At 68.7% G+C, this 24,155-nt stretch carries 24 protein-coding genes and 1 tRNA gene; 8 read left to right on the top strand and 17 right to left on the bottom strand.

Annotated elements, in window-relative coordinates; genetic code table 11:
- Window positions 1-357: 357 nt before the first annotated feature.
- From ychF to ACFONC_RS02705, 8 genes are all read right to left on the bottom strand, one after another.
- Entirely contained in the window at window positions 358-1,449 is a 1,092-nt protein-coding gene (ychF, locus tag ACFONC_RS02740; RefSeq protein ID WP_386742087.1) for a redox-regulated ATPase YchF, read from the bottom strand.
- Window positions 1,450-1,514: 65 nt separating this feature from the next.
- Window positions 1,515-2,105, bottom strand: a complete 591-nt coding sequence (pth, locus tag ACFONC_RS02735; RefSeq protein ID WP_386742086.1) for an aminoacyl-tRNA hydrolase — start codon at window positions 2,103-2,105, stop codon at window positions 1,515-1,517.
- 51 nt (window positions 2,106-2,156) lie between these two features.
- Entirely contained in the window at window positions 2,157-2,849 is a 693-nt protein-coding gene (locus ACFONC_RS02730; RefSeq protein WP_386742084.1) for a 50S ribosomal protein L25/general stress protein Ctc, read from the bottom strand.
- A 178-nt stretch (window positions 2,850-3,027) separates the two neighbouring features.
- Entirely contained in the window at window positions 3,028-3,990 is a 963-nt protein-coding gene (locus ACFONC_RS02725; protein WP_386742083.1) for a ribose-phosphate diphosphokinase, read from the bottom strand.
- A gap of 52 nt (window positions 3,991-4,042) precedes the next feature.
- Window positions 4,043-4,119 (bottom strand) — tRNA-Gln (locus ACFONC_RS02720).
- Window positions 4,082-4,999: a 4-(cytidine 5'-diphospho)-2-C-methyl-D-erythritol kinase gene (ispE, locus tag ACFONC_RS02715; protein WP_386742081.1), complete on the bottom strand. Its 918-nt coding sequence runs from the start codon at window positions 4,997-4,999 to the stop codon at window positions 4,082-4,084. The genes ACFONC_RS02720 and ispE overlap by 38 nt, the downstream gene beginning before the upstream one ends.
- A complete protein-coding gene (lolB, locus tag ACFONC_RS02710; RefSeq protein ID WP_386742080.1) occupies window positions 4,996-5,682 on the bottom strand; it encodes a lipoprotein insertase outer membrane protein LolB in 687 nt (228 codons plus the stop codon). Before lolB ends, ispE begins: the two co-directional genes overlap by 4 nt.
- A complete protein-coding gene (locus ACFONC_RS02705; RefSeq protein ID WP_386742079.1) occupies window positions 5,679-7,352 on the bottom strand; it encodes a tetratricopeptide repeat protein in 1,674 nt (557 codons plus the stop codon). The genes lolB and ACFONC_RS02705 overlap by 4 nt, the downstream gene beginning before the upstream one ends.
- 109 nt (window positions 7,353-7,461) lie before the next feature.
- On the opposite strand from ACFONC_RS02705, the gene hemA reads away from it, so the two are divergent.
- The 5 genes from hemA to ppk2 all read left to right on the top strand — a co-directional run bounded on the left by hemA (window position 7,462) and on the right by ppk2 (window position 11,679).
- The gene (gene hemA, locus ACFONC_RS02700) at window positions 7,462-8,769 is read left to right on the top strand and encodes a glutamyl-tRNA reductase (protein ID WP_386742078.1); all 1,308 of its coding nucleotides are present in this window, start codon (window positions 7,462-7,464) and stop codon (window positions 8,767-8,769) included.
- Window positions 8,747-9,832: a peptide chain release factor 1 gene (gene prfA, locus ACFONC_RS02695; RefSeq protein WP_386742077.1), complete on the top strand. Its 1,086-nt coding sequence runs from the start codon at window positions 8,747-8,749 to the stop codon at window positions 9,830-9,832. The genes hemA and prfA overlap by 23 nt, the downstream gene beginning before the upstream one ends.
- A 136-nt stretch (window positions 9,833-9,968) precedes the next feature.
- Entirely contained in the window at window positions 9,969-10,487 is a 519-nt protein-coding gene (moaB, locus tag ACFONC_RS02690; protein WP_386742076.1) for a molybdenum cofactor biosynthesis protein B, read from the top strand.
- Between the two features lie 2 nt (window positions 10,488-10,489).
- Window positions 10,490-10,825, top strand: a complete 336-nt coding sequence (locus ACFONC_RS02685; RefSeq protein ID WP_386742075.1) for a helix-turn-helix domain-containing protein — start codon at window positions 10,490-10,492, stop codon at window positions 10,823-10,825.
- Window positions 10,826-10,902: 77 nt separating this feature from the next.
- Window positions 10,903-11,679 (top strand): polyphosphate kinase 2, encoded by a 777-nt coding sequence (ppk2, locus tag ACFONC_RS02680; protein ID WP_386742074.1) that lies wholly within the window; start codon window positions 10,903-10,905, stop codon window positions 11,677-11,679.
- 171 nt (window positions 11,680-11,850) lie between these two features.
- Here the strand turns inward: ppk2 and ACFONC_RS02675 are convergent, their stop codons facing one another.
- From ACFONC_RS02675 to ACFONC_RS02650, 6 genes are all read right to left on the bottom strand, one after another.
- Window positions 11,851-12,381, bottom strand: a complete 531-nt coding sequence (locus ACFONC_RS02675) for a nuclear transport factor 2 family protein (RefSeq protein WP_386742073.1) — start codon at window positions 12,379-12,381, stop codon at window positions 11,851-11,853.
- Between the two features lie 138 nt (window positions 12,382-12,519).
- Complete coding sequence (locus ACFONC_RS02670; protein WP_386742072.1) at window positions 12,520-12,894, bottom strand: nuclear transport factor 2 family protein; 375 nt, start codon at window positions 12,892-12,894, stop codon at window positions 12,520-12,522.
- 84 nt (window positions 12,895-12,978) lie between these two features.
- Window positions 12,979-13,158, bottom strand: a complete 180-nt coding sequence (locus tag ACFONC_RS02665; RefSeq protein ID WP_386742071.1) for a hypothetical protein — start codon at window positions 13,156-13,158, stop codon at window positions 12,979-12,981.
- 736 nt (window positions 13,159-13,894) lie between these two features.
- The gene (locus ACFONC_RS02660; RefSeq protein WP_386742070.1) at window positions 13,895-14,164 is read right to left on the bottom strand and encodes an acylphosphatase; all 270 of its coding nucleotides are present in this window, start codon (window positions 14,162-14,164) and stop codon (window positions 13,895-13,897) included.
- 3 nt (window positions 14,165-14,167) lie between these two features.
- Entirely contained in the window at window positions 14,168-14,791 is a 624-nt protein-coding gene (locus ACFONC_RS02655) for a TlpA family protein disulfide reductase (protein WP_386742069.1), read from the bottom strand.
- Window positions 14,788-16,062 (bottom strand): YihY family inner membrane protein, encoded by a 1,275-nt coding sequence (locus ACFONC_RS02650; protein ID WP_386742068.1) that lies wholly within the window; start codon window positions 16,060-16,062, stop codon window positions 14,788-14,790. The genes ACFONC_RS02655 and ACFONC_RS02650 overlap by 4 nt, the downstream gene beginning before the upstream one ends.
- A gap of 197 nt (window positions 16,063-16,259) precedes the next feature.
- On the opposite strand from ACFONC_RS02650, the gene wrbA reads away from it, so the two are divergent.
- From wrbA to ACFONC_RS02635, 3 genes are read left to right on the top strand one after another with little or no spacing between them, the layout of a single operon-like run.
- Window positions 16,260-16,850, top strand: a complete 591-nt coding sequence (gene wrbA / locus ACFONC_RS02645) for an NAD(P)H:quinone oxidoreductase (RefSeq protein ID WP_386742067.1) — start codon at window positions 16,260-16,262, stop codon at window positions 16,848-16,850.
- Complete coding sequence (locus ACFONC_RS02640) at window positions 16,847-17,191, top strand: DUF2069 domain-containing protein (RefSeq protein WP_386742066.1); 345 nt, start codon at window positions 16,847-16,849, stop codon at window positions 17,189-17,191. Before wrbA ends, ACFONC_RS02640 begins: the two co-directional genes overlap by 4 nt.
- 31 nt (window positions 17,192-17,222) lie before the next feature.
- Window positions 17,223-17,708, top strand: a complete 486-nt coding sequence (locus ACFONC_RS02635) for an asparaginase domain-containing protein (protein ID WP_386742223.1) — start codon at window positions 17,223-17,225, stop codon at window positions 17,706-17,708.
- 166 nt (window positions 17,709-17,874) lie between these two features.
- Here ACFONC_RS02635 and ACFONC_RS02630 read toward each other — a convergent pair whose 3' ends face one another.
- From ACFONC_RS02630 to ACFONC_RS02620, 3 genes are all read right to left on the bottom strand, one after another.
- A complete protein-coding gene (locus ACFONC_RS02630; RefSeq protein ID WP_386742065.1) occupies window positions 17,875-19,128 on the bottom strand; it encodes a M20/M25/M40 family metallo-hydrolase in 1,254 nt (417 codons plus the stop codon).
- 321 nt (window positions 19,129-19,449) lie between these two features.
- Complete coding sequence (locus ACFONC_RS02625; protein ID WP_386742064.1) at window positions 19,450-21,705, bottom strand: M20/M25/M40 family metallo-hydrolase; 2,256 nt, start codon at window positions 21,703-21,705, stop codon at window positions 19,450-19,452.
- A 176-nt stretch (window positions 21,706-21,881) separates the two neighbouring features.
- Window positions 21,882-24,149: a M4 family metallopeptidase gene (locus ACFONC_RS02620; protein WP_386742063.1), complete on the bottom strand. Its 2,268-nt coding sequence runs from the start codon at window positions 24,147-24,149 to the stop codon at window positions 21,882-21,884.
- Window positions 24,150-24,155 lie beyond the last annotated feature (6 nt).

Raw genomic sequence — 24,155 nt, 5'->3', positions numbered from 1 at the left:
CCCACAAACGCCGAGGAAGCTCTGAATATTTGCTGTCATCCCCGCGAACGCGGGGACGCGGCGACTTCAAGCCCTTGAAACGCAAAGGCACTGGATCCCGCGTTCGCGGGAATGACGATCAAGAACGAATGATCAGGGTTTCCCTTGAAGACAGGCGCTCGGCCTTGGCGCAAGTCTGCGATCCGAGCCCGGCGTGGCCCGCAGGCCTTCGGGGCGAAATAAAGGAGGAGGCAGCCGCCGCAGGCGGCTGCCGGGGGACATTCGCCCCGAAGGCCTGCGGGCCGCGCCGGGCCCGTCGGATGGCGACGGACCACGCGATCAGAGAAACCGCCTTTCCAGCAGGCCCGAGGCGATGCATCAGACGTTGAAGCGGAAGTGCAGGACGTCGCCTTCCTGGACGCGGTATTCCTTGCCTTCCAGGCGCAGGCGGCCGGCGTCGCGGGCGCCGGCTTCGCCGCGGTACTTGATGAAGTCGTCATAGCCGATGGTCTCGGCGCGGATGAAGCCCTTCTCGAAGTCGGTGTGGATCACGCCCGCCGCCTGCGGCGCGGTCGAGCCGCCCTTGACCGTCCAGGCGCGCACTTCCTTCACGCCGGCGGTGAAATAGGTCTGCAGGCCAAGCAGCCGATAGGCGGCGCGGATGACGCGGTTCAGGCCCGGCTCGTCGAGGCCGAGGTCCTTGAGGAACTCATCGCGGTCCGCGTCGTCGAGCTGCGAGAGCTCCTCCTCGATGGCTGCCGACACCGGCACCACTTCCGCGCCCTCGGCCGCGGCGCGCTCGCGCACGGCGTCGAGGTGCGGGTTGTTCTCGAAGCCGTCCTCGAGCACGTTGGCCACGTACATCACGGGCTTGCGCGTGAGCAGGAACAGGTCACGCACCAGCGCGCGCTCGTCCTCGTCCAGTTCGACCGTGCGCGCCGCCCTGCCCTCGTCGAGCGCGGCGCGCAGCTTCTGCAGCACCTCGATCCGCGCCTTCGCATCCTTGTCGCCGCTCTTGGCCACGCGCTCGTAGCGGGCGATGGACTTGTCGACCGACTCCAGGTCCGCCAGCGCCAGCTCGGTGTCGATGGTCTCGATGTCGGCGATCGGGTCGACCTTGCCGGACACGTGCACGATGTCGCCGTGCTCGAAGCAGCGCACCACGTGCGTGATCGCGTCGACCTCGCGGATGTGGGCCAGGAACTTGTTGCCCAAGCCCTCGCCGCTGGCCGCGCCTGCGACGAGTCCGGCGATGTCGACGAACTCGACCGCCGTCGGCAACACCTTCTGCGGCTTGACGATTTCCGCCAGCGCGTTCAGGCGCGGGTCCGGCACCGGCACGACCCCGACGTTCGGCTCGATCGTGCAGAACGGAAAGTTGGCCGCGGCGATGCCCGCCTTGGTCAGCGCGTTGAAAAGGGTCGACTTGCCAACGTTCGGCAGGCCGACGATGCCGCATTTGATGCCCATGGCTATTCCGGGACTAGGATCTGGGGACTGGGGGCTGGCTTGTTGCTTTCACCAGCCCCCAGTCCCTAGCCCCCAGCTCCCTTCTGCGTGTGCAACCGCTTCATCGCCTCGTTGAAGTCGCCGGCCACCGCCAGCGGCAGCACGTCCAGCGCGTCGTCGATCGCCTTTGCGATCTCGACGTCATCGCCGGCCGAAGCACGGCCGAGTACCCAGGGCGTGACGCGGTCCTTGTGGCCGGGATGGCCGATGCCGATGCGCAGCCGGTGGAACTTGCCGTGGCCGAGCAGGCGCATGGTGTCGCGCAGGCCGTTCTGGCCGCCGTGGCCGCCGTCGAACTTCAGCCGTGCAACGCCAGGCGGCAGGTCGAGTTCGTCGTGCGCAAGCAGGGTCTGCTCCGGCTCGATCTTCCAGAACCGCATCGCCGCCAGCACCGACTTGCCGCTGAGGTTCATGAAGGTCGCCGGCTTGAGCAACCAGACGCCCTGGCCGCCCACGGAGACTTTCGCGGTCTCGCCGAACAGCTTGCCGTCGACCTTGAAACGCTCGCCGGATTTCTCCGCGAGCGCGTCGACAAAACGGAACCCGGCGTTGTGCCGGGTCCGTGCGTGTTCCGGGCCGGGATTGCCCAGCCCGACGATGAGTCGAAGGCCTTCCATCGCAACGGCAACCGCACGCTGCGCCCGCGCGGGGCGCAGCGGCGGCGGCGATTACTTCTCTTCGCCTTCGGCGTCGCCCTTCGCCTCGCCCTCGCCTTCGTCGGCGGCGGCCTGCGGCGCGGCGGCGGCGGCTTCCTCGCCCTCGGCCGGCGTCTCTTCGGCTTCGACGCGACCCTGGCGGGCCACGACAATGGCCACGTCATGGTCGGGGCCGAGCTTGAGCTGCGGGATCTCGACGCCCTTGGGCAGCACCAGGCTCGACAGGTGGACGGTGTCGCCGAGCTTGAGCTCCGACAGGTCGACCTCGATGTTCAGCGGCAGGTCGGCCGGCAGGCAGCTGATCGCGACTTCGGTCAGCTCGTGCATGATCACCACGTCGGCGGCCTTGCCGGCCGGCGAGGTGTCGCCGTTGACGAAGTGCAGCGGCACCGACATGCGGATCGCCTCGTTCTGGTTCACGCGCTGGAAGTCCAGGTGCATGATCAGCTGCTTGTACGGATGACGCTGCATGTCACGCAGCAGCACCTTCTGCACCTTGCCGTCGACGTCCAGGTCGATGATCGAGGAATAGAACCATTCCTTCTGGCTGGCGACCCAGGTCTTCTCGTGCTCGAGCTGGACGCTCTGCGGATCGCTGCCGCCACCGTAGACGACGGCCGGAACCTGGCCAGCATGACGCAGGCGGCGGCTCGCACCCTTCCCCTCGTCCTTGCGGCCGGTTGCGGTGAGTTTGTGATCGGACATTTCTGTTTACTCTCTTTGCTTGCGTTGACCGCCTCGCGGCGGTTGTGAAACTCACCCGCGACCAGGTGAGCCTTCGTTCCCGGGAATCGGGAATCGGGAATGGGGAATCGAAAGGGCGACAGACCAGACGCCCGCTTCTACGATTCCCGATTCCCCATTCTCGATTCCCGGCCCTTCCTCAATCCACGTACAGCGAACTCACCGACTCGCCGAACGCGATCCGGCGGATCGTCTCGGCCAGCAGCTCGGCGACGCTGAGCTGGCGGATCCGGCCGCAGGCCCTGGCCGCCTCCGACAGCGGGATCGTGTCGGTGACCACCAGCTCGTCGAGCTCGGAGCGGGTCACGTTGTCGATCGCCGCGCCCGACAGCACCGGGTGCGTGCAGTACGCGACCACCTTGGTCGCGCCCTCTGCCTTGAGCGCCGCGGCCGCCGCGCACAGGGTGCCGGCGGTGTCGACGATGTCGTCGACCAGCACGCAGATCTTGCCGCGCACGTCGCCGATGATGTTCATCACCGTAGCCACGTTGGCCTTCGGCCGGCGCTTGTCGATGATCGCCAGGTCCGCGTCGTCCAGGCGCTTGGCGATGGCACGTGCCCGCACCACGCCGCCGACGTCCGGCGAGACCACGATCAGGTTGTCGGTGCCGTGCGCGCGCCAGATGTCGGCCAGCAGCAGCGGCGAGGCGTAGACGTTGTCGACCGGTATGTCGAAGAAACCCTGGATCTGGTCGGCGTGCAGGTCCACGGTCAGCAGCTGGTCGGCGCCGGCGGTGGAGATCATCTTGGCCGCGACCTTGGCCGTGATCGGCACGCGCGAGGAGCGCATCCGCCGATCCTGCCGGGCGTAGCCGAAGTACGGCACCACCGCGGTGACACTGTCGGCCGATGCGCGCTTGAGCGCATCGATCAGCACCAGCAGTTCCATGAAGTGCTCGGCCGTCGGCGCGCTGGTCGGCTGCACGACGAACACGTCCTGGCGGCGCACGTTTTCCTCGATCTCGACCTGGACCTCGCCGTCCGAGAACGTGGAGACCAGCGCCTTGCCCGGCCGCACGCCGAGCTCGCGGCACACCGCCAGCGCCAGCGGGCGGTTCGCGTTGCCCGAGAAGATCAGCAGGTTGCCATCTTCATTTTTCATGTCGTGCTCCGCTGCGCTCTGACCGTTGCGGTGGGTAGGGGTGACGCTTGTGTGGCAGGGGCGGCAGGATTCGAACCTGCGAATGCCAGGATCAAAACCTGGTGCCTTGGGCCTCTTGGCGACGCCCCTGCGGATGAAACCTGCCTTCAAGCGCATCAAGCAGTGGCGAACGCGCCGCGCCCTGCGCCGTCCACACCCGCAGGCCGGCAGGCAGTCGCGCCAGCGCGGCCTCGGCGGACGCCCGGTCCGGGAACTCGACGAAGCAGCCGCTGCCCGTCCCGGTCAGTCGCGGCGATCCCACCTGCGCCAGCACGGCGAACGCCGCTTCGACGGCGGGTTCGCGGCGGCGCAGCAAGGGCTCGAACGCGTTGCCGAGCGAAGCACCTGAAAGGAAGTCGGATATTGTCGCGGGCGCGGCATTTCGCGTCAATTCAGGGGCCTGGAACAGTTCAGCGGTGGCGACGTGGACGCCGGGGTCGGCGAGCACGTACCAGGCCGGCGGCAGGTCGACCGGGGCCAGCCGTTCGCCGACCTCCTCGGCCCAGGCGTTGCGGCCGTGGACGAACACCGGCACGTCCGCGCCCAGGCGCAGGCCCAGCTCGGCCAGTTTGCCGACCCCCAGGTCCAGTTCCCAGAGCCGGTCCAGGGCCCGCAGTACGGTCGCGGCGTCGGACGAGCCGCCGCCGAACCCGCCGCCGACCGGGATACGTTTTTCGACGACGATATCGACGCCTTGGGGTGTTTTCGACTCTGTTTGCAGCAATCGTGCCGCGCGGACCGCCAGGTCGTCTTCGCCGGTCACGCCCGGCGCGGCGTCCCCGTGGCGGGCCACGACGCCGTCGGCGCGCGGCCGCAGCGAGATCGTGTCGCCCCAGTCCAACATCCGGAACACGGTCTGCAGCCGGTGGTAGCCGTCGGCGCGGCGGCCAACCACGCGCAGGCACAGGTTGAGCTTGGCCGGAGCCGGCCACTGCGACCAGCCCGCTTCCGCCCCCGCCGGCCGGTTCATGGCGTCTCCGGCGCCCAGGACCAGGCATCGATCGCCAGCCGCACCTTCGCCTCGCCGCGCGCGGCGTTGATGCGGTCGGGCAGCTGCAGTGGCGGCCGGCCGTCGCTGGACTCGCTGTCGCCGGGGTCCTGCTCGGCCCAGCCGAGATAGTCGATGGTCCAGCCGTCCTGCTCGATCCGGGCCAGGCGGCCGTCGCCGGTGAACTCCAGCCGCGCCGGGCCGAACTCGGCCGCGTCCGCGCGTGCCCCGCCCGCCCACGCCGCCAGCGCGCCGACCGGGATCTCGAACCCGGTCGCCTCGCGCAGCAGGCGCTCCACGTCGGTGTCGCTGCGCGGGCCGCCGGCGATGCCCTCGATCGTCGCCGACCCCGCATCGCCGCTCAGCCGCCAGCTCTGGCGGCTCACCGGCGCGCTCAGGGTGACTTGGTAGCGGTCGCCGGACTGGCGCCATTCGATCCGGCCGGTGCCGCCGCCGCGACTGCCGCCCGACAGCGCCACCCGCCCGCTGAACGAAAGCGCCGGCAGCGCCTGCAGGCGCCGTTCGCGCGCCTGCAACGTTGCCGTCGCCGCGGCTTCGGCGGACGCGGAAAGGTCGCCGATCGCCACGCCATCCCCGTCAGGAACGGTGACGCAGCCGGCCAGCGCCAGGCAGCAGGCAATACCGACGCCGCGCAGCAGCCTCATGCGCCGGTCTTCTGCAGCGCGCGCTTGAGCGAGCGGTTGTCGGGGTCGAGCTTGCGCGCCTCCTCGAAATACTTGCGCGCCTCGTCGCGATGGCCGGTCACCCACAGCACTTCGCCCAGGTGGGCGCCGATCTCGGCGTCCTTCTGCATCGCGAAGGCGCGCCGCAGCTCGGCCAGCGCTTCCTCGTTGCGGCCGAGCCGGTACAGCACCCAGCCGTGGCTGTCGATGATCGCCGGGTTGTCGGGATCGGCGACGCGGGCGCGGTCGATCAGCTGCAGCGCTTCATCAAAGCGGGTGGTGCGGTCGGCAAGCGTGTAGCCCAGCGCGTTGAGCGCGGCGATGTTCTCCGGGTCGGCGACCAGGATCCGGCGCAGGTCGGCCTCGGCGCGCGGGATGTCGTCACGGCGCTCCCACATCAGGCCGCGTGCGTACAGCAACTCGGGTTCGTCCGGGTACGCCGCCAGGCCGCGCGCGTAGGCGTCGAGTTCGCCGGTGAGGTCGCCGGCGTCCTTGCGCAGCTCCGCTTCGAGCAGATAGGCGTCACGGCGGGCTTCGTCGTCGACGGACGCGTCGGCCTGCAGCTCGGCCAGCGCCGTCCAGGCCTCGTCTTCGCGGTCGAGGTCGTGCAGCACCTTGGCGATGCGCAGCCGCGCCTGTTCCCGCGGCGGGCCGCCGGCGACGCTGCGGTACCACTCCAGCGCCTCGGCGTGGTGTTCGAGGAATTCCGCGACCTGGCCCAGCAACAGCCGCCGCGACGGGTCCGGGCTTGCCGCACCTTCCTTCAGTTCGGCGTACAGCGCGGCCAGCGCCTGCTTGTCGTCGGCCTTGGCCAGCAGCGACGCGCGCAGGCGGTAGAAATGGTCGTTCTGCGGCCCGCCCGCCAGCACCGCGGCGGCGGTGCTGCTGTCGCCCAGGGCGTCGTACTCGGCGGCGATCGACAGGCGCAGGTCGGGCGTCATCGTCCTGGCGTCGGCGAGCGTGCCCAGCACCTCGCGGGCCTGGTCGGGCTTGTCGGCCTCGCGCAGCTGGCTGGCGCGCAGCAGGGCGACGCGGGGTTCGTCGGGGAACCGCTCGATCACGCCGTCCACGATGTGTTCGGTCAGCGCCACGTCCCCGAGGCGCTGCGCCAGGCCGCCCAGCACCAGCCAGACCTGCAGGTCGTCGGGAACCGCCCCCGAGTCGACCACCCTGCCCAGCACCTTCGCGGCGGCCTTGGGATCCTTGCCGCCGCTGCCCAGCGCCGCGACCGCGAAGCGCCAGCCGTCGGGATCGGGGGCGCGCATCAGCCGTTCGAGCTCGCGGCCCGCGCTGCGCAAGCGGTTCTCGCGCAGCGCCAGGGTGGCCTCTGCCGCGCCCATCGCCGGGGACCACGGCGCGGCCCGGCGCCACAGCTTCAGCGCCTCCGCGACGCGGGCGTTGTCGGTGCCCATCAGCGAAATGCGGGTCGCCCGCTCGGCCAGGCCGGCGTCGCCCTCGGCGCTGCGCGCGGCCTCCAGGTACCACTCGGTGGCTTCGTCCAGACGCCCGAGGCGCAGCGCGTACTCGCCGGCCATGGCGGCGGTGAGGGTCTGCGCTTCGTCGGCGGGCGGCGGCTTCGCCAGCCCCGGAACGGGCGCCAGGCAGGCGGCAAACAGCAGGGGCGGCAGGAGAAAACGCAGCGTTACGGGCATCTGGCGCAACCGGGCCGTAAAATGTCGGCCTCAAGTCCAATGAGCTTATCGCAAGCGCCTGAACGCAGGAGCGCCCGTTCCGCCCCTCCGCGCCGGCAGCCCGCCATCCATGAGCCTGTTCGCACTCGGCATCAACCACCAGACAGCCCCGGTCGCACTGCGCGAGCGCGTCGCCTTCAGCGACGACGCCATCGCGCCGGCGCTGGCAGCCCTGCGTGCGCTGCCGAAGGTGCGCGAGGTGGCGCTGCTGTCGACCTGCAACCGCACCGAGCTGTACGCGGTAGCCGACGACGACGGCCAGGCGCTGGCCGACTGGCTGGCCACGCACCCGGGGACGGGCGGCGACGCCGGAACCGGCCCCGGCCAGGCCCTGCACGCCTATCTCTACCGCCACCAGGACGGCGATGCGGTGCGGCACCTGTTCCGGGTCGCGACCGGGCTCGACTCGCTGGTGCTGGGCGAGCCGCAGATCCTCGGCCAGGTGAAGCATGCCTGGGCCACGGCGCGCGGCGCCGGCACGCTCGGCGGGCAGCTGGACCGCCTGTTCCAGCGCGCCTTCGTCACCGCCAAGCGCGCGCGCACCGAGACCCGCATCGGCAACAGTCCGGTGTCGGTGGCGTCGGTGGCGGTGCGGCTGGCGCAGGACTCGTTCGCGCAGCCATCGGATTCGACCGTGCTGCTGGTCGGCGCCGGCGACACCATCGAACTGGCCGCGCGCCACCTCGCCCAGGCGAAGGTCAAGCAGCTGCTGGTGGCCAACCGTACCTACGCGCACGCGCAGGACCTGGCCGAGCGCCACGGCGGCGTGGCGCTGCCGCTGGACGAACTCGACCGCCACCTGTTCCTGGCCGACATCGTGTTCTCCGCCACCGCCGCGCGCGAGCCGATCCTGTCGAAGGCGCAGGTCGCCGCAGCGCTGGCCGCGCGCCGCCACCGGCCGATGCTGCTGCTCGACCTCGCCGTGCCACGCGACATCGCGCCCGACGTGGCCACGCTCAAGGACGCCTTCCTGTACACCGTCGACGATCTGGAACGCGCGATCGAGGACAACCGCCAGAGCCGCCGCGAGGCCGCCGACGCCGCCGAGGTCATCGTCGACCTGCAGGTGTCGCGCTACGCCGAAGCGCTCGCCGCCGGCACCCGCAACGCACCGCTCAAGCGCCTGCGCGCGCATGGCGAAAGCACCCGCGCCGAAGTACTCGCCCGCGCGAAGCAGCAACTCGCCGCTGGACAATCGCCCGAGGCGGTGCTGGACTTCCTCGCCCACACCCTCACCAACCGCCTCCTGCACGCGCCGACCGTGGCGCTGCGCGAGGCCGCGATCAGCGGCGACACCGACCTGATGCACGCCGTCGACCGGCTGATGCACGGCGCGGACGCCGACAAGGACGACGATGCTGCCGACCCTGCGCCGTAAGCTCGAGGCCCTGGCCGAACGACGCGACGAACTCGAACGCCTGCTCGCCGATCCGGACGTCGCCGCCGACCAGGACCGCTTCCGCGCCTTCTCGCGCGAGTTCGCCCAGCTCGAACCGGTCGCCGTCGCGCTCGCCGACGAGCGCCAGGCCCGCGACGACCTCGCCGCCGCACAGGCGATGCAGGCCGATCCCGAACTGCGCGAACTGGCCGAAGAGGAAATCACCGCCGCCAACGCCCGGCTCGAAGCACTCGACGACACGCTGATGGCCCTGCTCGTCCCGCGCGACGCTCGCGACGAGGGCGACCTGTACCTGGAAGTCCGCGCCGGCACCGGCGGCGACGAGGCCGCGATCTTCGCCGGCGACCTGCTGCGCATGTACACCCGCTACGCCGAGCGCCAGGGCTGGCGGGTGGAAGTCGAATCGGCCAGCCCCGGCGAGCACGGCGGCTTCCGCGAGGTCATCGCCCGCGTCGAAGGCCGCGGCGCGTACGCGCACCTGAAGTTCGAGTCCGGCACCCACCGCGTGCAGCGCGTGCCGGAGACCGAATCGCAGGGCCGCATCCACACCTCGGCGGCGACGGTGGCGATCATCCCGGTCGAGGAAGACGGACCGCCGATCGAGGTCAACCCGGCCGACCTCAAGGTCGATACCTTCCGTTCGTCCGGCGCCGGCGGCCAGCACGTCAACAAGACCGAGTCGGCGATCCGCATCACCCACGTCCCCAGCGGGATAGTGGTCGAGTCGCAGACCGAGCGCTCGCAGCACGCCAACCGCGACAAGGCGATGAAGCGCCTCAAGGCGATGCTGGCCGAGGCCGAGGCCGAGAAGCAGGCCGCCGCCACCGCCGCCACCCGAAAGCTGCAGGTCGGCAGCGGCGACCGCAGCCAGCGCATCCGCACCTACAACTACCCGCAGGGCCGGATCACCGACCACCGCGTCGACGGCCTGACGCTCTACGACCTGCCCAACGTGATGGAAGGCGCGCTCGACGCGCTCATCGAACGCCTCTCGCGCGAACACCAGGCCGACGAGCTTGCGCGGCTGACGCAGTCGGCTTGAACGGAAAAGCGTGTCGGGGATGTAACCCCGACCTACGGCCCGACGGCGACAACCAGGCCGTAGGTCGGGGCTACGCCCCCGACGGCTCTTGATCGTCCACCCCCGACGGCTCGTGATCTTGCGCTAGGCTTCCCCCATGACCGCCAAGACCGACTTCCTCCCGCTGTCCCTGTGCGTGCTCACCGTCTCCGACTCGCGCACCCTGGCCGAAGACAGCTCCGGCGACTACCTTATCGCCGCGCTCGAAGCCGACGGCCACCGCCTGCACGAACGCGCCCTGCTCCCCGACGACCGCTACCGCCTGCGCGCCGTGGTCTCGCAGTGGATCGCGGATGAGGCCGTCGACGGCGTGCTGGTCACCGGCGGCACCGGCTTCACCGGCCGCGACTCCACGCCCGAGGCGCTGCTGCCGCTGCTGGACAAGGAAATGCCCGGCTTCGGCGAACTGTTCCGCGCGATCAGCTTCGAGGAGATCGGCACCTCCTCGCTGCAGTCGCGCGCCTTCGCCGGGCTGGCCAACGGCACCTTCGTGTTCTGCCTGCCGGGTTCCACGTCGGCCTGCCGCACGGCGTGGGAGAAAATCATCCGCGCCCAGCTCGATGCGCGCACCCGGCCCTGCAACCTCGCCACCCTGCGACCGCGGCTGAAGGAGTGAACATGGCGATCGACCAGACCCTGCGACTGCTGGCCAAGGCCCGCGGCCTGACCGTCACCGACATCGCCACCGCGATCCCGCGCGCCGGCGTTTCCACGGTGTCGGCGTGGATGCGCGGCGACAAGCTGCCGGGCAAGGACCAGCTCGACGCCCTTGCCCGCACCTTCGGCGTCCCCGCCGGCGCGCTGCTGTCGGAGCTGGCCAGCACCCTCGACCCCGCGCGCACCAAGGGCGAACACGACCTGCTCGCCGCCTACCGCGACCTCGATACCCGCCAGCGCGGCGCCCTGCTCGAAGTCGCCCGCAGCATGGCCGGCCACAAGCGCCGCAAACCGTAGGGCAGGTCTTGACCCGCCACACACGGCGGACGGCGGACGGCGGGTCAAGACCCGCCCTACGAAGGGAGCGAAGCCGGATGAAAAAGCTCAAGCGCAAGCACTACGAGAAACAACTCGAACCGATGCAGCGCGAACTCGTCGCCCTGGCGCGCTGGCTCGCGCACTCGGGCAAGCGCGTGCTGGTGCTGCTCGAAGGCCGCGACACGGCCGGCAAGGGCGGCGCGATCAAGGCGATCTCCGAACACGTCAATCCGCGCCAGTGCCGCGTGGTCGCGCTGCCCAAGCCCAACGATCGCGAAAGCACGCAGTGGTACTTCCAGCGCTACGTGCCGCACCTGCCGGCCGCCGGCGAACTCGTGCTGTTCGACCGCAGCTGGTACAACCGCGCCGGCGTGGAGAAGGTGATGGGCTTCGCCACCGACGCCCAGGTCAAGGCCTTCCTGCAGCAGGCGCCGGCGTTCGAGAAGCTGCTGGTCGACGACGGCATCATGCTGTTCAAGTACTGGCTGTGCACCGACCAGGAGCAACAGGAAGAGCGCTTCGCCGAGCGCCTGGAAGACCCGCTCAAACGCTGGAAGCTCTCGCCCATCGACCTCAAGGCCCGCAGCGCCTACGCCGACTACACCCGCGCCCGCGAGGCGATGCTGAAAGCCACGCACACGAAGCACGCACCGTGGACCCTGGTCGACTTCAACGACCAGAAGCGCGGCCGCCTGACCCTGATCCGCGACCTGCTCGACCGCCTGCCGGACACGAAGGTGCCCCCGGCGGAGGTCGAGTTCCCGCCGCTGAAGGGCCAGGCGCTGAAGGAGCGTTACGGGGTGCTCAAGCCGATCCCGCCGTTCGAGGCCTGAAGCACCCGCGCCGGGGCGGATGCGCCGGAACAGGCGCCTGCCGCGACGGCGATGGGAGCGACACGCATGAAGTGCTCCCTGACGCCCATGCCGAGCCGATGTGCGTAGCGGAGGCAACAACATGGCAGTCTCCATCTGCCATGTTGAATGAATGCTCAGGCCACACGCTGCTCATTGGTTGGATACGGGATCCCTTTGCGACCATATGACCGAGATGATCTTCCAGCCCTCTTCGGTATGGACCAGATGCCACATCTCACGGCCCCAGTGGGATTCCTGGCCGCTGCGCAGAACGGAATAGTCAAAGTTCACGGAGGCGACCAATCCGTCCGTATCTATGGCCACGTCCCGGAATACTTCCTCGATCGGTTCTGGACCAGCCGCAGTTGTCGCATCGATCATGGCCAGGTAATTGTTCTCTGGCCACCTGACCACCCGGCTCGCCTCGGGTGCGAACTCCTTGAATCGGGCCACCCTTGCGTCGTCGTCCACCATCTGCCAAGTCACATGCCCGGGCTTGTCGGAGAAGAAAAGTCCAACGAACGTTGCCTTGTCCTTATTGATGATTGATGTACGGAACGCTTCCACGATCCCACGAATCGCCGCCACGTCCCCGGGGTCGTTATGGACAGCCATTGCGGGTTGCAGGCTGGTCGACAGTGAAACGAGAGCAATGAAGGCAAGCTTTTTCAGAGGTGACATGTGAACTCTCCATGGTCCAACACCTGAATTAACCCGACCCGCAGCACGAACAACTGGAGCACGAAGCGCTTGCCGATGCGACGGTGTTGCCGAAGCCGCGATGCAGGTCCGGCTTGAATGAATTGTCAGGGCGCGTACTCACACTGCCCCAGTCGCGATCGCAACCGCGCTCCCGCCGACGATCCGCCAGCCGCTGCCGCGATTGGCCCAAACTCTGCTGTAGCGGTACATACCCGAAAACTTCTCGCCTTTGAAATCGCCAGACAGATACGCCAGAACCACTGAAACCGCAGTCATGCCATGCTCTTGAACCAGGACCTCTCGCCACTCGGCATGTGTGAGGCGTTGCACGCCGGAGCGGTGTAACTCCAGATCAGCCGCCTTGGTGAATATCCCGTCGTCAGGACCAACAAAGAGAAGGTCGTCGTCAATGAGGGCATCGAGTGCCGAAACGTCACTATGCAGCATTGCACAGCGCAAGGCTTCTTCAAGTTGTCGAATCTTGGACTGCACGGATCCTCCAATTAGCGCCCTAACGCCTGAACTAAGCCGCGCCGAGAAGCGGTGTCCGCTTGAATGACTTGTTAGGCGCGCCCCTCATTCGCCTGTGTCTGTCCGATTGCTGGCTTGGCTGATCGCGAGGATGATAGCGACCAGCAAGACTAAGCCTCCGGCAAGCTGGAAGCCGCCATTTGTCGTGTAGGTCCCAACAGAAAGTATCAGAACGCCCGCTACTAACAATGCAATGGTGCTGGACTTGATCTGCTTGAGGTTCATGCGATTTCCCCTTGATGAACAGCCGATCTACACGTAAGTGCCTAACGCCTGAACTAAGCCGCGCCGCGAAGCGGCGTCGGCTTGAATGACTTGTTAGGCGCGTCCTGGGAGATCCAATGCAGTTTGGAAGATACAACTGTCCAATGAGCCCCCTGTCGTCTCATCACCGACGTGACGGAAGCAGCGCATAGCTCGCCGCAGTAGTACACGTGCGACACATCAAAGTCACCATCTGCGCGAGCGATAGGTGCACTGATGCTCAGACTCATCCCGTCACCGTTCCGCCACTCACTACCTGGTCGGAAGGCAACTCCGATGTCAGACAGTCTGCTAATGCTCTCAGGGGACAAATCATGACCATCTACTGTGACGAAGAATGGCTGAATTTCTCGATTCGCTCCCATGTATGAGTCCTGACCTGCAAGTTCATGGCGGATCAGTGTTTCCGCGAAGATCGCAGAATCTCCAGGGTGAACGGTGCTGCATGCAGCTAGAAGTGTGAGCAAGACGATTAGGATCAGCTTGTGCATAACGACTCCCGTAAGCGCCTAACCAATGAATATGCGTCCAAGGCGCAGCATACCCCGGACCAGGTTCCGATCAGGGCTCGTAGGATGGGTAGAGCGAAGCGAAACCCATCGTCCACCCCGAAACCCGGCAACGTGGGGGTGATGGGTTTCGCTTCGCTCTACCCATCCTACGGCGCTGTTCGCGGGTGTCGGGGCGTAGCCCCGACCTACGTGATCTGGAACGTCGTGCCTGCGTCGCCGTCCGTCGCCGCTTCTCGCTGCACCGCATCCACCCGCGCCTGCGGCGGGCCGTGCTGCAGCCAGCGGGCGAGTGTTTCGATGGCGTCGGCTTCGCCGGCGGCCAGCACCTCGACGCGGCCGTCGGGCAGGTTGCGGGCGTGGCCGCACAAGCCCAGGCGCTGCGCCTGCTCGCGGGTGCTGGCGCGGAAGAACACGCCCTGCACCCTGCCGCTGACCAGGAAGCGCGCGGCCGCCATCGCTCAGCCTTCGGCGCTTTCCGTATCCACGGCCGCGTCGATGGCGGGGCCGCCGGCGGCGGCGATGGCGCCTTCGATCTCCTTCGCGGTCACCGGGCCGAGGAAGCGCTTGGCGACCTTGCCGCCCGGCGCGATCAGGTAGGTCATCGGCAGGCCGCGCGGAGTGGCGAAGTCGGCCGGCGGGTCGTAGACGTCGACGATGGCGATCGGGTAGACCACCGGATGCTTCTCAAGGAAGGTGCGCAACTCCACGGGCTTGATGTCCTCGTAGGCCAGGCCGATGACCTCGACGTGCTCGCGCATGGCATCGAGCGCGGACAGTTCCGGCATCTCCTTCAGGCACGGCGCACACCAGGTCGCCCAGAAGTTCACCACCACCCAGTTGCCGCGATGGTCGGCCAGGTCGTACGGCTTGTCATCGAGGGTGGTGACCCGCAGCGAAGGCATGTCCGGCTTGCCGGCGGTGTCGGCGTCGTCGGGTGCTTCGGGGCCGGCGACCTCGGCCGGCGCCGGCTGCGCGGGCGGCGTGGCATCGGCCGCCGGCGCCTTGGCTTCGTCCGCCGCTGGCTTGCAGGCGGCGAGCGCCACGGCAAGGCCGAGCGCGGTCATCAGGTGGCGGTGTTTCATGGCAACTCCCCGGGAAGGTCGTAAAGGCTGGAGACGCGGCGCTTGAGCAGGTCGCGCAGCGGGATGCGCAGTTCGTCCAGCGTGCGGATGGCGTTCTGGCCCAGCGCATCGTCGTGGCACGGCAGGTGCGCCTCGTTGATGGGGATGCGCAGGTTGCATGATTCGTAGAGTTCGGCCAGCGAGAGATCGTCGAGGTCGCGCGCGAGCAGCCATTCGCCGGACTCGGCGCGGCTGACCAGGCCGATCTCCTTGAACTGCGCCAGCAGCTGCTGCACCAGCGCGTCGGTCAGCATCGGCTCCATGTCCTGGATCTGGTCGATGTGCAGGCCCTTGCCCTCACGGCGCGCGATCGCGAAGCGCCCGAGCATGCGCAGCAGGCCGTACAGCTCGTGCCCGACCGGCAGCCGCATCGCGGCCGGCTGGTAGCGGAACGCCGAGATCGACGAGGCGAACGACGCGCCCAGCAGGATCGAGACCCAGCCGAAGTAGATCCACAGCAGGAAGATCGGCACGAAGGCGGCCTTCTGGTAGATCTTCGAGTAGGCGCCGAAACTGCCCAGGTACAGGCCGATGCCCCACTTCACGAATTCCAGCAGCAGCACCGCGAGCGCCGCGCCTGCGATGGCGTGGCGCCACTGCACGGTACGGTGCGGCACCACGCGGTAGATCGCGGTGAACGCCATCAGCTCGATCAGCATCGGCGCCAGCTGCAGCAACACGCCTTCGAGCCATTGCCCGGACACGGTCTTGAAGATGCCCAGCGCGAAGAACCGGGTCGACAGCGCCAGGCTCGCCGTGGCCACCAGCGCGCCGAGCGTCAACACCGTCCAGTAGACGAGGAAGCGGCCGAACTTGGGCCGCGCAGTCTTCACCCGCCAGATCTTGTTGAACGTCGCCTCGATGCTGACCAGGGTGATCAGCAGCGACACCACCAGCGCGATCACGCCAACCGCGGTGAGCTTGTCGGTGTTCTGCGAGAAATCGCGCAGGTAGCCCTCGATCGCCCGCGCCGAGCCGGGCACGAAGTTCGAAAAAATGTAGTCGCTGAGCCGGTCGCTCCAGTCGTTGAACGCCGGGAACATGGACAACACGCCGAACACCACCATCGACAGCGGCACCAGCGCGAACACCATCGTGAACGACAGCGCGCCGGCCGATTCGAACAGGCGATCGTCGAGGAAGCGGCGCCACAGGAAGCGCAGGAACGTCCCCGTCCGCGCGCGGTCGCGCATTCGGTCGCTCCAGCGGTACAGGGTGTCCAGGGGCTCCATCGGGCGAAGAGTAGCAAAGGGGTGGTGGCGGAGGACGGCGTTGCCGACCGCGCGCCGTGGCGCCGCAGGAGCGGCGGAAGCCGCGATGCTTTGCGGGGAAGGCCATCGCGGCTTCCGCCGCTCCTGCACCGCTCCTGCGTCGTGCGGACGGTCACAAGCTGTCAGAATGCCCGACGGTCACGACGCCAGCGATTCCCATGCCCGACATCCTCGTCCTCTACTACAGCCGCGGCGGCTCGGTCGCCCGCCTCGCGCGCCACGTCGCGCGCGGGATCGGCGAGGTCGACGGCATGGCGGCGCGGCTGCGCACGGTGCCGCCGGTGGCGGTGGCCACGCAGGTCGCGGCGCCGCCGGTGCCCGAGGACGGCGCGCCCTACGTGCAGCCGGCGGACCTGGACGAATGCGCCGGCCTGGTCCTCGGCAGCCCCACCCGCTTCGGCAACATGGCCGCGCCGGTCAAGCACTTCATCGATGGCCTCGGCGCGCAGTGGGCCAGCGGCACGCTGGTGGGCAAGCCGGCGGCGGTGTTCACCTCCACCGCGACGATGCACGGCGGCCAGGAATCGACGCTGCTGACGATGATGGTGCCGCTGCTGCACCACGGCTGCGTGGTGGTCGGCATCCCGTTCACCGAAGCCGCGCTCAACACCACCCGCAGCGGCGGCACGCCCTACGGCGCCAGCCACGTGGCCGGGCTGCAGGACGACCCCGAGCCCAGCAACGACGAAGTGCTGCTGGCGCGCGCGCTGGGCCGCCGCGTGGCCACGATCGCGGCGAAGCTGGCGTGAGCGGCCCACGGCCCTCGCGGATCGTGCTGGGCGTGGCGCTGCTGGCGCTGTCGGTCCTGTACGCGCTGTGGTTCCACGACGACCGCCACCGCCTCGCCGCGCTGCTGGTGTTCGCCCTGCCGCCGCTGCTGGCGCTGGCCGGCGTGCTGCGCGGCGGGACTACGGCGGCGAAGGCCGCGTTCTGGGCCGGCGTGCTGGGCCTGTTCTGGTTCTCGCACGGGGTGATGATCGCCTGGAGCCACCCGGACCAGGCTGGCTGGGCCTGGGCGGAGATCGTGCTGTCGCTGGTCGTCATCGTCGCCGGCAGCTGGCCGGGGCTGCGGGCACGATTCGGCAAGTAGAATGCGCGCATCGAACCAGGGCAGCGCGGATATGGAAGAGCTTCTCGTCGTCACCACCGGCGGCACCATCGACAAGGTGTACTTCGACGACAAGTCCGACTACCAGATCGGCGAGCCGCAGATCGGCCGCATCCTGGACGAGCTGGGCGTCGCCTTCCGCTTCCGGGTGATCCCGATCCTGCGCAAGGACTCGCTGCACATCACCGCAGAAGACCGCGAACTGCTGCGCGCGACGATCGCCGCGCAGCCGGCGCGGCAGGTGCTGGTCACGCACGGCACCGACACCATGGTCGAGACGGCGAAGGTGCTGGCCACCATCCCCGGCAAGACCATCGTCCTGACCGGCGCGCTGAACCCGGCGCGCTTCCGCGGCTCGGACGCCGAGTTCAACATCGGCTGCGCGGTCGGCGCGGTGCAGTCGCTGCCGCCGGGCGTCCACATCGCCATGAACGGCCGCATCTGGGACCCGCTCAAGGTCCGCAAGAACGTGGACGCAAACCGGTTCGAAGCGCTCTGACAAGTCGGTGGTACGCCGCGACCCGCTGCCCACCGTAGGTCGGGGCTACGCCCCCGACACCCCGCGAACCTCGAAATCAAAAGCCGTCGGGGATGTAACCCCGACCTACGTCCATTGCCGTCAGGGCGGCCCAGCCACCGGCAACAGCGGCCTACGTTCATCGTCGTCAGGGCGCTGTCACCGGCAACAGCGGTCCGCCGGTGTGCATGGCGCGCGTCTTCGCGGTTTCACCGAGGAACGCCAGCGCGAACTGCGCGAATTTGACGCTCGGCTGCGCGGTGTTGCCCATCATCGCCAGCGTGTCGCCGGTGGTGTGGATGTAGGGGAACGAGCCGCCCGGATCGCCGGCCTCGAACATCATCGCCGCCGGGTATCCGGCGTTGGTCCACGAGGCGTGGTCGGAGCAGCCGTAGCCGCAGGTGTAGGTGCCCCGTGTGTAGCCCATCGGCGCCATGTAGGTGTCGAACAGCTGCTCGAAGAACACCTTCAGGCTGGCGTTGGAGTAATCGGTGATCAGCTTCATGTCCTGCACCGGGCCGGCCTTGTAGTTGGTCATGTCGACCTGCAGCACGGCGACGACGTCGACGCCTGCCCCGCGATACGCCTGGGCGATGGCGTTCGACCCGCGCAGCCCGACTTCCTCCGCGGCGTAGCCCATGAACCTGACGGTGCGCCGCGGCCGCCAGCCGCTGGCGAGGGCGATGCGCAGGGTTTCGGTCAGCACGGCGATGCCCGAGGCATCGTCGTCGGCGCCCGGCGCGGCCTGGCCGGGGCTGCCGCCGCCGTTGATGTTGATCGAGTCCAGGTGCGCACCCAGCACCACGACTTCGTCGCGTAGGGTCGTGCCTTCGATGGTCAGGATCACCGAGGGCTGCGTCGAACAGCCGGGACAGGCGGTGAACAGTTCGGTGGTGACGTCGCTGCGGCCGGCCGCCAGCGCCGCCCAGTGGTCGTGGATCCACTCGGCCGACGCCTTGCCCGCCGGGCTGGCGAAGTAGCGGTTCTGGTAGCCCGACAGGTGCGCGATGGTGTCGCGGATGCGCGCTTCGCGCACCTGCGGCAGCCAGTGGTCCACCGTCGGGCGGTTGTCGAGGGTGTAGCTGGCCGCGGTCGCGGCGATCGCCTGCGCCGAGCGGTCGGAGCGCAGGAAGGCCTCGGCTTGCGCGCGCGTATCGAAGGCGAAGAATCCGCCGCAGCGCTGCTCGGTGCGATGCACGATGCCGGCCACGTCATCGAGGCGGGCGGCGTCGACCTCGGAGACGACCAGATCGGTCCCGCTCGGGTCGCGGTGCAGTCCGCGCGCCGTGGCGAGGCCGGACAGCGCGCGGAACGTCGCCCGCGAACTGACCAGGTGCACCTTGCGGGGCGATGCCGTTGCCGGCACGGGCGTGGCGGGCAGCACGGCTGCCGTTCGTTCCAACACGGTTTCGGTCTGGGACTGCGCGTGGAGCTCCGGCTGCGCGCGCGACGCACCGGTTGCGTCGGCGTCGACGCCCGGCACCCCGGAACACGCCGCGCAGAGCAGCCCCGACAGGACGGAAACGATTCCGCAGGACCCCGCGCGTCGCATCGGCCACCTCCGCGCGCACGATATCACCGGCAGGACTGGCCGGAGCGTGCCGGAGGGCATCGCCGCGCAGGACACGCCGCCGTCGCGGGGCCGGCCGCAGATGAAAGAAAGGACGGGCGGAGCCGAAGCCCCGCCCGTCCATCCTGCATCACCGCGACCGGCGCCGTGGCGTCAGAATGTGATGCTCCAGCTTTCGATGCTGCCGGTATCGCCCCTGCCGCGGTCGGTCACGCGCAGGCGCCAGGTGCCGTCGAGGTCTTCGGCCGACAGGTCGATCGTGTAGCTGCGGATGATGTTGTTGCTGCTGCCGCCGCTGCGATTGTGCAGCAGGTAGACGCTGCCGTCCGGCGCGAACAGGTCCACGCGCAGGTCGCCGATGTAGGTATGCCGGATGTCGACATCCACCTGCACGGCGGCCGGCGCCTTGCCGCTGCGGCCGGACACCGTGACCGGGCTGTACACCGTGGCGTAGTCGCCGATCGCGAACGCAGTCGTGTTGGCGTACGTCTGCGCGCCATCGCCGCCACCGTCTTCGCCACCGGTGGCGTAGTCGCCAACGATGCTCACGCCCGAGAACGCCGAGTAACCCTTGATCCGCACGTGCCAGGTGCCGGCCGACGGCGAGGCGAAGCTGCAGCTCTCGTTGTTGCCGGATTTGTACGGACGGCAGTCGTACGAGCTGTCGGTCGGCGCGCTGCCGGACTTCACGTACAGGTCGGCGTCGCCACTGCCGCCGGACATGGTGAACACCAGCTCCGAGGCGCCGGCGGGCACTTCGAGGGTGAAGTCGAGCGACTGGCCGGACGAACCGGACAGGCCGGTCACCGGCACGCCTTTCTCCAGCACACCGTCGCCGCCGCCATCGTCGCCGCCGTCCACCGTCACCGAACGCGTCCGACTGCTGCTTGCGCCGTCGTCGTCGGTCACGGTCAGGGTCACGTCGTAGCTGCCGGCGGCGGCGTAGGCGTGGACGGGATTGGCGTCGGCGGCGCCGCTGCCATCGCCGAACTCCCACTCGCGCGAGGCGATGTTGCCGTCGCCGTCGCTGGAGGCGTCGGTGAAGACCACCGACAGCCCGTCGGGAACGGCGCTGAAATCAGCCACCGGTGGCTGGTTGTCGCCTCCGGTGCCGCCGGAGGTCTTGGCCAGCTCGCCCAGGAAGCCCAGGCCGAGTTTGGCCAGCGCGACGCTGGGTGCGGCGGTGTCGCCCATGTTCGCCAGCGTGTCGTCGGGCGTGTGGATGTCGTTGTTGAAGCCGGCCTCGAACATCATCGCCGACGGATAGCCGGCGCTGGTCCACGAGGCATGGTCGGAGCAGGCGTAGCCACAGGTGTAGGTGCCGCGGGTCAGGCCGAGCGGCGCCAGGTATTCGTCGAACACGTCGCGCACGAACTGCTGCAGGCCGGCGTTGCTGTAGTCGGTGATCAACTGCATGTCGTCGCTGGCGCCGACCGCGTAGTTGGTCATGTCTAGCTGCAGCACGCCGACCACGTCGACGCCCTGGTCCTGGAACGACTGCGCGATCGCGTTCGAACCGCGCAGGCCGACTTCCTCGGCGGCGTAGCCCATGAACTTCACCGTGCGCTTCGGCTGCCAGCCGCTGGCCATTGCGATCCGGATCACTTCCGTGAGCGTGGCGATGCCCGAGGCATCGTCGTCGGCGCCGGGTGCGTCCATGTTGTCGCCGCTGCCGGACCAGGAGATCGAGTCCAGGTGGCCGCCAAGCACAACGACTTCGTCCGGCAGTTCGGTGCCCTGCACGGTCAGGATCACCGACGGCTGCGTGGAGCAATTGCCGCAGGCGGTGAACAACTCGGCGCTCACGTCGCTGCGTCCGCCGGCCAGGGACAGCCAGGTGTCGCGGATCCACTCGGCCGCGGCCTGGCCGTGGGTGCTGCTGTAGTAGCGGTTCGGCCACGCCGTCGAGAGGTGCTCGATGGTGGCGCGGATGTTCGCCTCGGCCACCTGTGGCAGCCACGGGCCGACGGTGGCCTGGTTGTCGACGGTGTACTCGGCGAGGAACACGGTGTCGCGCGCGAGCGCGGAGCGGTCGGCCGCGAGGAAGGCTTCAGCCTCGGCGCGGCTGGCGAACGCGAAGTAGCCGCCGCAGCGCTTCTCGCGCGCGTGCACCAGTTCGGTGACCTGCCCGAGCTGGTGGGCCGAGACCCGGGCGACCATCAGGCGGTTGCCGACGCTGTCGCGGCGCTCGACGCCATCGCGCGCGATGGTGCGCAGGCCGTTGTCCCAGGTGTCGCGCGAGGCGACGATGAAGACGGGGGCGAAGGGATCATGCTCCGCGATCGACGCAACGGCCTGGCCGAGGTGGCGGGCGTCGTGCTGCGGGGATGCCTGCGCTGCGGCGGGCACGGCAAGCGATGCGGCAAGCATGGCGCTCGCTGCAAGCGCGGGGAGGGATAGCGGTTTCATCGGGGGCGCTCCTTGGCTGTCCGGCGGGTACGGGCCCGGCGGATCGATGCGATCGAGAAGGGGAAAGTCCGGAACCGAGCATGCGATGCCGGCCGGGACGAACCCGGCCGGCACGCACTTCAGATGCGCAAGCTTGCGCAATGCGGCCCCGGTCACGCGACCGGGGCCCGGCTTGCTCAGAACGTGATGCTCCAGCTGTCGATCTTGCCGGTGTCGCCCCAGGCGTAGTCCGTCACGCGCAGCCGCCACGTGCCGTTGAGGCTTTCGACCGACAGGTCGCCGGTGTAGGTCTTGATGATGTTGTCGGCGCTGCCGCCGGTGCGGTTGTGCAGGCCGTACACGCTGCCGTCCGGAGCGATCAGGTCGACCCGCAGGTCGCCAATGTAGGTGTGCTTGATGTCCACGCTGACCGAAGTGCTGGTCGAGGCGTTGCCGCTGCGGCCGGACACCGTGATCGGGCTGTACACCGTGGCGTTGTTGTTGATCGCGTAGTCGCCGCTGTTGGTGTACGTCTGCTCGTCGCCACCACCGCCGCCGCCCGTGTCGTAATCGCCCACGATGCTCACGCCGGAGAATGACGAATAACCCTTGATCCGCACGTGGTACGTGCCGGCGGACGGCGAGGCGAAGCTGCAGCTTTCGTTGTTGCCGTACTTGTACGGGCGGCAGTCCCAGGACGAATCGGTCGGCGCGCTGCCGAACTTCACGTACAGGTCGGCGTCGCCGCTGCCGCCGGACATGGTGAACACCAGGTTCGAGGCGCCGGAGGGCACGGTCATCGTGAAGTTGAGCGACTGGCCGGAGGAACCCGACTGGCCGGTCACCGGCACGCCCTTGGTCAGCTCGCCGCTGCCCGGATCGGGATCGGGACCCGGATCGGTGCCGTCGCAGCTCACGCCGACGCTGGAGAACGCAGAGGTCACGTCGGCCTCGCTGAAGCCGAGGTCGGAAGCGGCCTGCTCGACGCCACAGGCGCCCTGGTCGAAGTCGGTGCTCGCGGTCCAGTAGTCGCGGTTGGCGCGGGCAAAGGCCTGGAACGCCTTCTGCGTGTTCCAGCCGCTCTTGTTGGCCAGCAGGTAGAACGCCTTGTTGTACACGCCCGACGAGTAGTGCACGTCCATGCCGTTGTAGTAATCGTCGGCGTGGCCGATCGACGCGCCGTCCTGCGGCGGGTTGGCCATGTAGCGCAGCGCGCCGCTGCCCTTGAAGATCTGCGCGCCGACCAGGAAGTCGTTGCTGCCGCCATTGAAGTAGTACTCGGCGGCCTCGCCGGCCATGTCGGAGAAGGCCTCGTTGATGCCGCCCGGCTGGCCGGAGTAGTTCAGGCCAGAGTTCTGCTCGGTGTAGCCGTGCGAGACCTCGTGCGAGGACACGTCCAGGCTGACCAGCGGGTAGAACGTGCTGGCGCCGTCGCCGAAGGTCATCGACGAGCCGTTCCAGAACGCGTTCTCGTAGTTGTTGCTGTAGTGCACGCGCATGGTCAGCTTGAAGGTCAACGGCGCCGATCCGACATAGTCGTCGTACATGTCGAAGATGACCTTGCCGAAGTAGTGCGCGTCGTTGAGCGGCGAGTACGCGCCGTTGATCTGCTTCACGGTGTTGCGCGGGCAGGTGTACGAGAACGCCGTGCTGCCACTGGTGCCGTGGTTGAGGTTGACCGTCTTGACCACCGAGTTGTCCATGGTGCAGGTGCTGCCGCTCTGCGCCACGTCGAGGTAACCGTGGTCGGTGCCGTACTCGTACTGGCCGGTCTTCTGGTTGCCGCCCGGGCCGGTGCCGATCTCGGCGTTCTGCAGGTTCTCGTACTGCTTGAGGATGCGGCCGCTGTTGGCGTCGATGATCACCACCGGGCGCGTCGGGCTGCCGCCGTTGGCGCTGTCGGCGAAGAAGGTCACCACGTACGCCAGGTGCGCGCGGTCGTTGTCGTCGACGTAGATCATCTGCCGGCTTTCCTCGCGCTCCACGCGCATCGCCAGCAGGCGGTTGCCCAGGGTGGCGCGCTTGGCGGTGGCCAGCGCCTGGGCATCGGTCACCCTGGGCGCGATCGCCGGGACTTCCGCCGCCAGCCCCTGGACCTGCTGCCCGAACATGGCGCGTACCTGGCCATTGGCGTTCTCGCTGACCACGATCTGCTCGCCGTAGACGGGGATGCCGCGATACGTCTGCGCATAGCGGTAGTTGCGCGCGCCGCCTTCGATGTCGCGGGCCTTGACGAGCGTCAGCGCCGAGTCGGCACCGAGCGAAAGCAGCTCGGCGTGGCGCAGGTTGGCCTGCTTGCTGACGCCGATCGCCACGCTGGCCTGGGCGTACTGGCTGTTCAGGGCGGCCACGTCCTGCTTCTGCAGGTCGACGCGGGTCGCTGCCTGCGCCGAGGCCGCCGCGAGCGCGAGCGCCAGCGGTGTCACGACGAAAACTGCGAGCGGATGCTTGCTGGAATGGGTCACGATTGG

It is taken from the genome of Luteimonas soli (assembly GCF_042648865.1).
In the GTDB taxonomy this organism is placed as follows: domain Bacteria; phylum Pseudomonadota; class Gammaproteobacteria; order Xanthomonadales; family Xanthomonadaceae; genus Luteimonas; species Luteimonas soli.
Note: the sequence above shows the minus strand (reverse complement) of the source record. Positions and strands in the feature narration are given on the sequence as shown.

Bases quoted from the DNA above. Each gene is read 5' to 3' on its own strand.
- lolB (WP_386742080.1), bottom strand. From the start codon at position 5,682: ATGAGGCTGCTGCGCGGCGTCGGTATTGCCTGCTGCCTGGCGCTGGCC.
- ACFONC_RS02660 (WP_386742070.1), bottom strand. From the start codon at position 14,164: ATGGCGGCCGCGCGCTTCCTGGTCAGCGGCAGGGTGCAGGGCGTGTTC.
- ACFONC_RS02725 (WP_386742083.1), bottom strand. From the start codon at position 3,990: ATGAAAAATGAAGATGGCAACCTGCTGATCTTCTCGGGCAACGCGAAC.
- ppk2 (WP_386742074.1), top strand. From the start codon at position 10,903: ATGAAAAAGCTCAAGCGCAAGCACTACGAGAAACAACTCGAACCGATG.
- ACFONC_RS02675 (WP_386742073.1), bottom strand. From the start codon at position 12,381: ATGTCACCTCTGAAAAAGCTTGCCTTCATTGCTCTCGTTTCACTGTCG.
- pth (WP_386742086.1), bottom strand. From the start codon at position 2,105: ATGGAAGGCCTTCGACTCATCGTCGGGCTGGGCAATCCCGGCCCGGAA.
- prfA (WP_386742077.1), top strand. From the start codon at position 8,747: ATGCTGCCGACCCTGCGCCGTAAGCTCGAGGCCCTGGCCGAACGACGC.
- ychF (WP_386742087.1), bottom strand. From the start codon at position 1,449: ATGGGCATCAAATGCGGCATCGTCGGCCTGCCGAACGTTGGCAAGTCG.
- moaB (WP_386742076.1), top strand. From the start codon at position 9,969: ATGACCGCCAAGACCGACTTCCTCCCGCTGTCCCTGTGCGTGCTCACC.
- hemA (WP_386742078.1), top strand. From the start codon at position 7,462: ATGAGCCTGTTCGCACTCGGCATCAACCACCAGACAGCCCCGGTCGCA.
- ispE (WP_386742081.1), bottom strand. From the start codon at position 4,999: ATGAACCGGCCGGCGGGGGCGGAAGCGGGCTGGTCGCAGTGGCCGGCT.
- ACFONC_RS02625 (WP_386742064.1), bottom strand. From the start codon at position 21,705: ATGAAACCGCTATCCCTCCCCGCGCTTGCAGCGAGCGCCATGCTTGCC.
- ACFONC_RS02635 (WP_386742223.1), top strand. From the start codon at position 17,223: ATGGAAGAGCTTCTCGTCGTCACCACCGGCGGCACCATCGACAAGGTG.
- ACFONC_RS02705 (WP_386742079.1), bottom strand. From the start codon at position 7,352: ATGCCCGTAACGCTGCGTTTTCTCCTGCCGCCCCTGCTGTTTGCCGCC.
- wrbA (WP_386742067.1), top strand. From the start codon at position 16,260: ATGCCCGACATCCTCGTCCTCTACTACAGCCGCGGCGGCTCGGTCGCC.
- ACFONC_RS02655 (WP_386742069.1), bottom strand. From the start codon at position 14,791: ATGAAACACCGCCACCTGATGACCGCGCTCGGCCTTGCCGTGGCGCTC.
- ACFONC_RS02685 (WP_386742075.1), top strand. From the start codon at position 10,490: ATGGCGATCGACCAGACCCTGCGACTGCTGGCCAAGGCCCGCGGCCTG.
- ACFONC_RS02650 (WP_386742068.1), bottom strand. From the start codon at position 16,062: ATGGAGCCCCTGGACACCCTGTACCGCTGGAGCGACCGAATGCGCGAC.
- ACFONC_RS02665 (WP_386742071.1), bottom strand. From the start codon at position 13,158: ATGAACCTCAAGCAGATCAAGTCCAGCACCATTGCATTGTTAGTAGCG.
- ACFONC_RS02730 (WP_386742084.1), bottom strand. From the start codon at position 2,849: ATGTCCGATCACAAACTCACCGCAACCGGCCGCAAGGACGAGGGGAAG.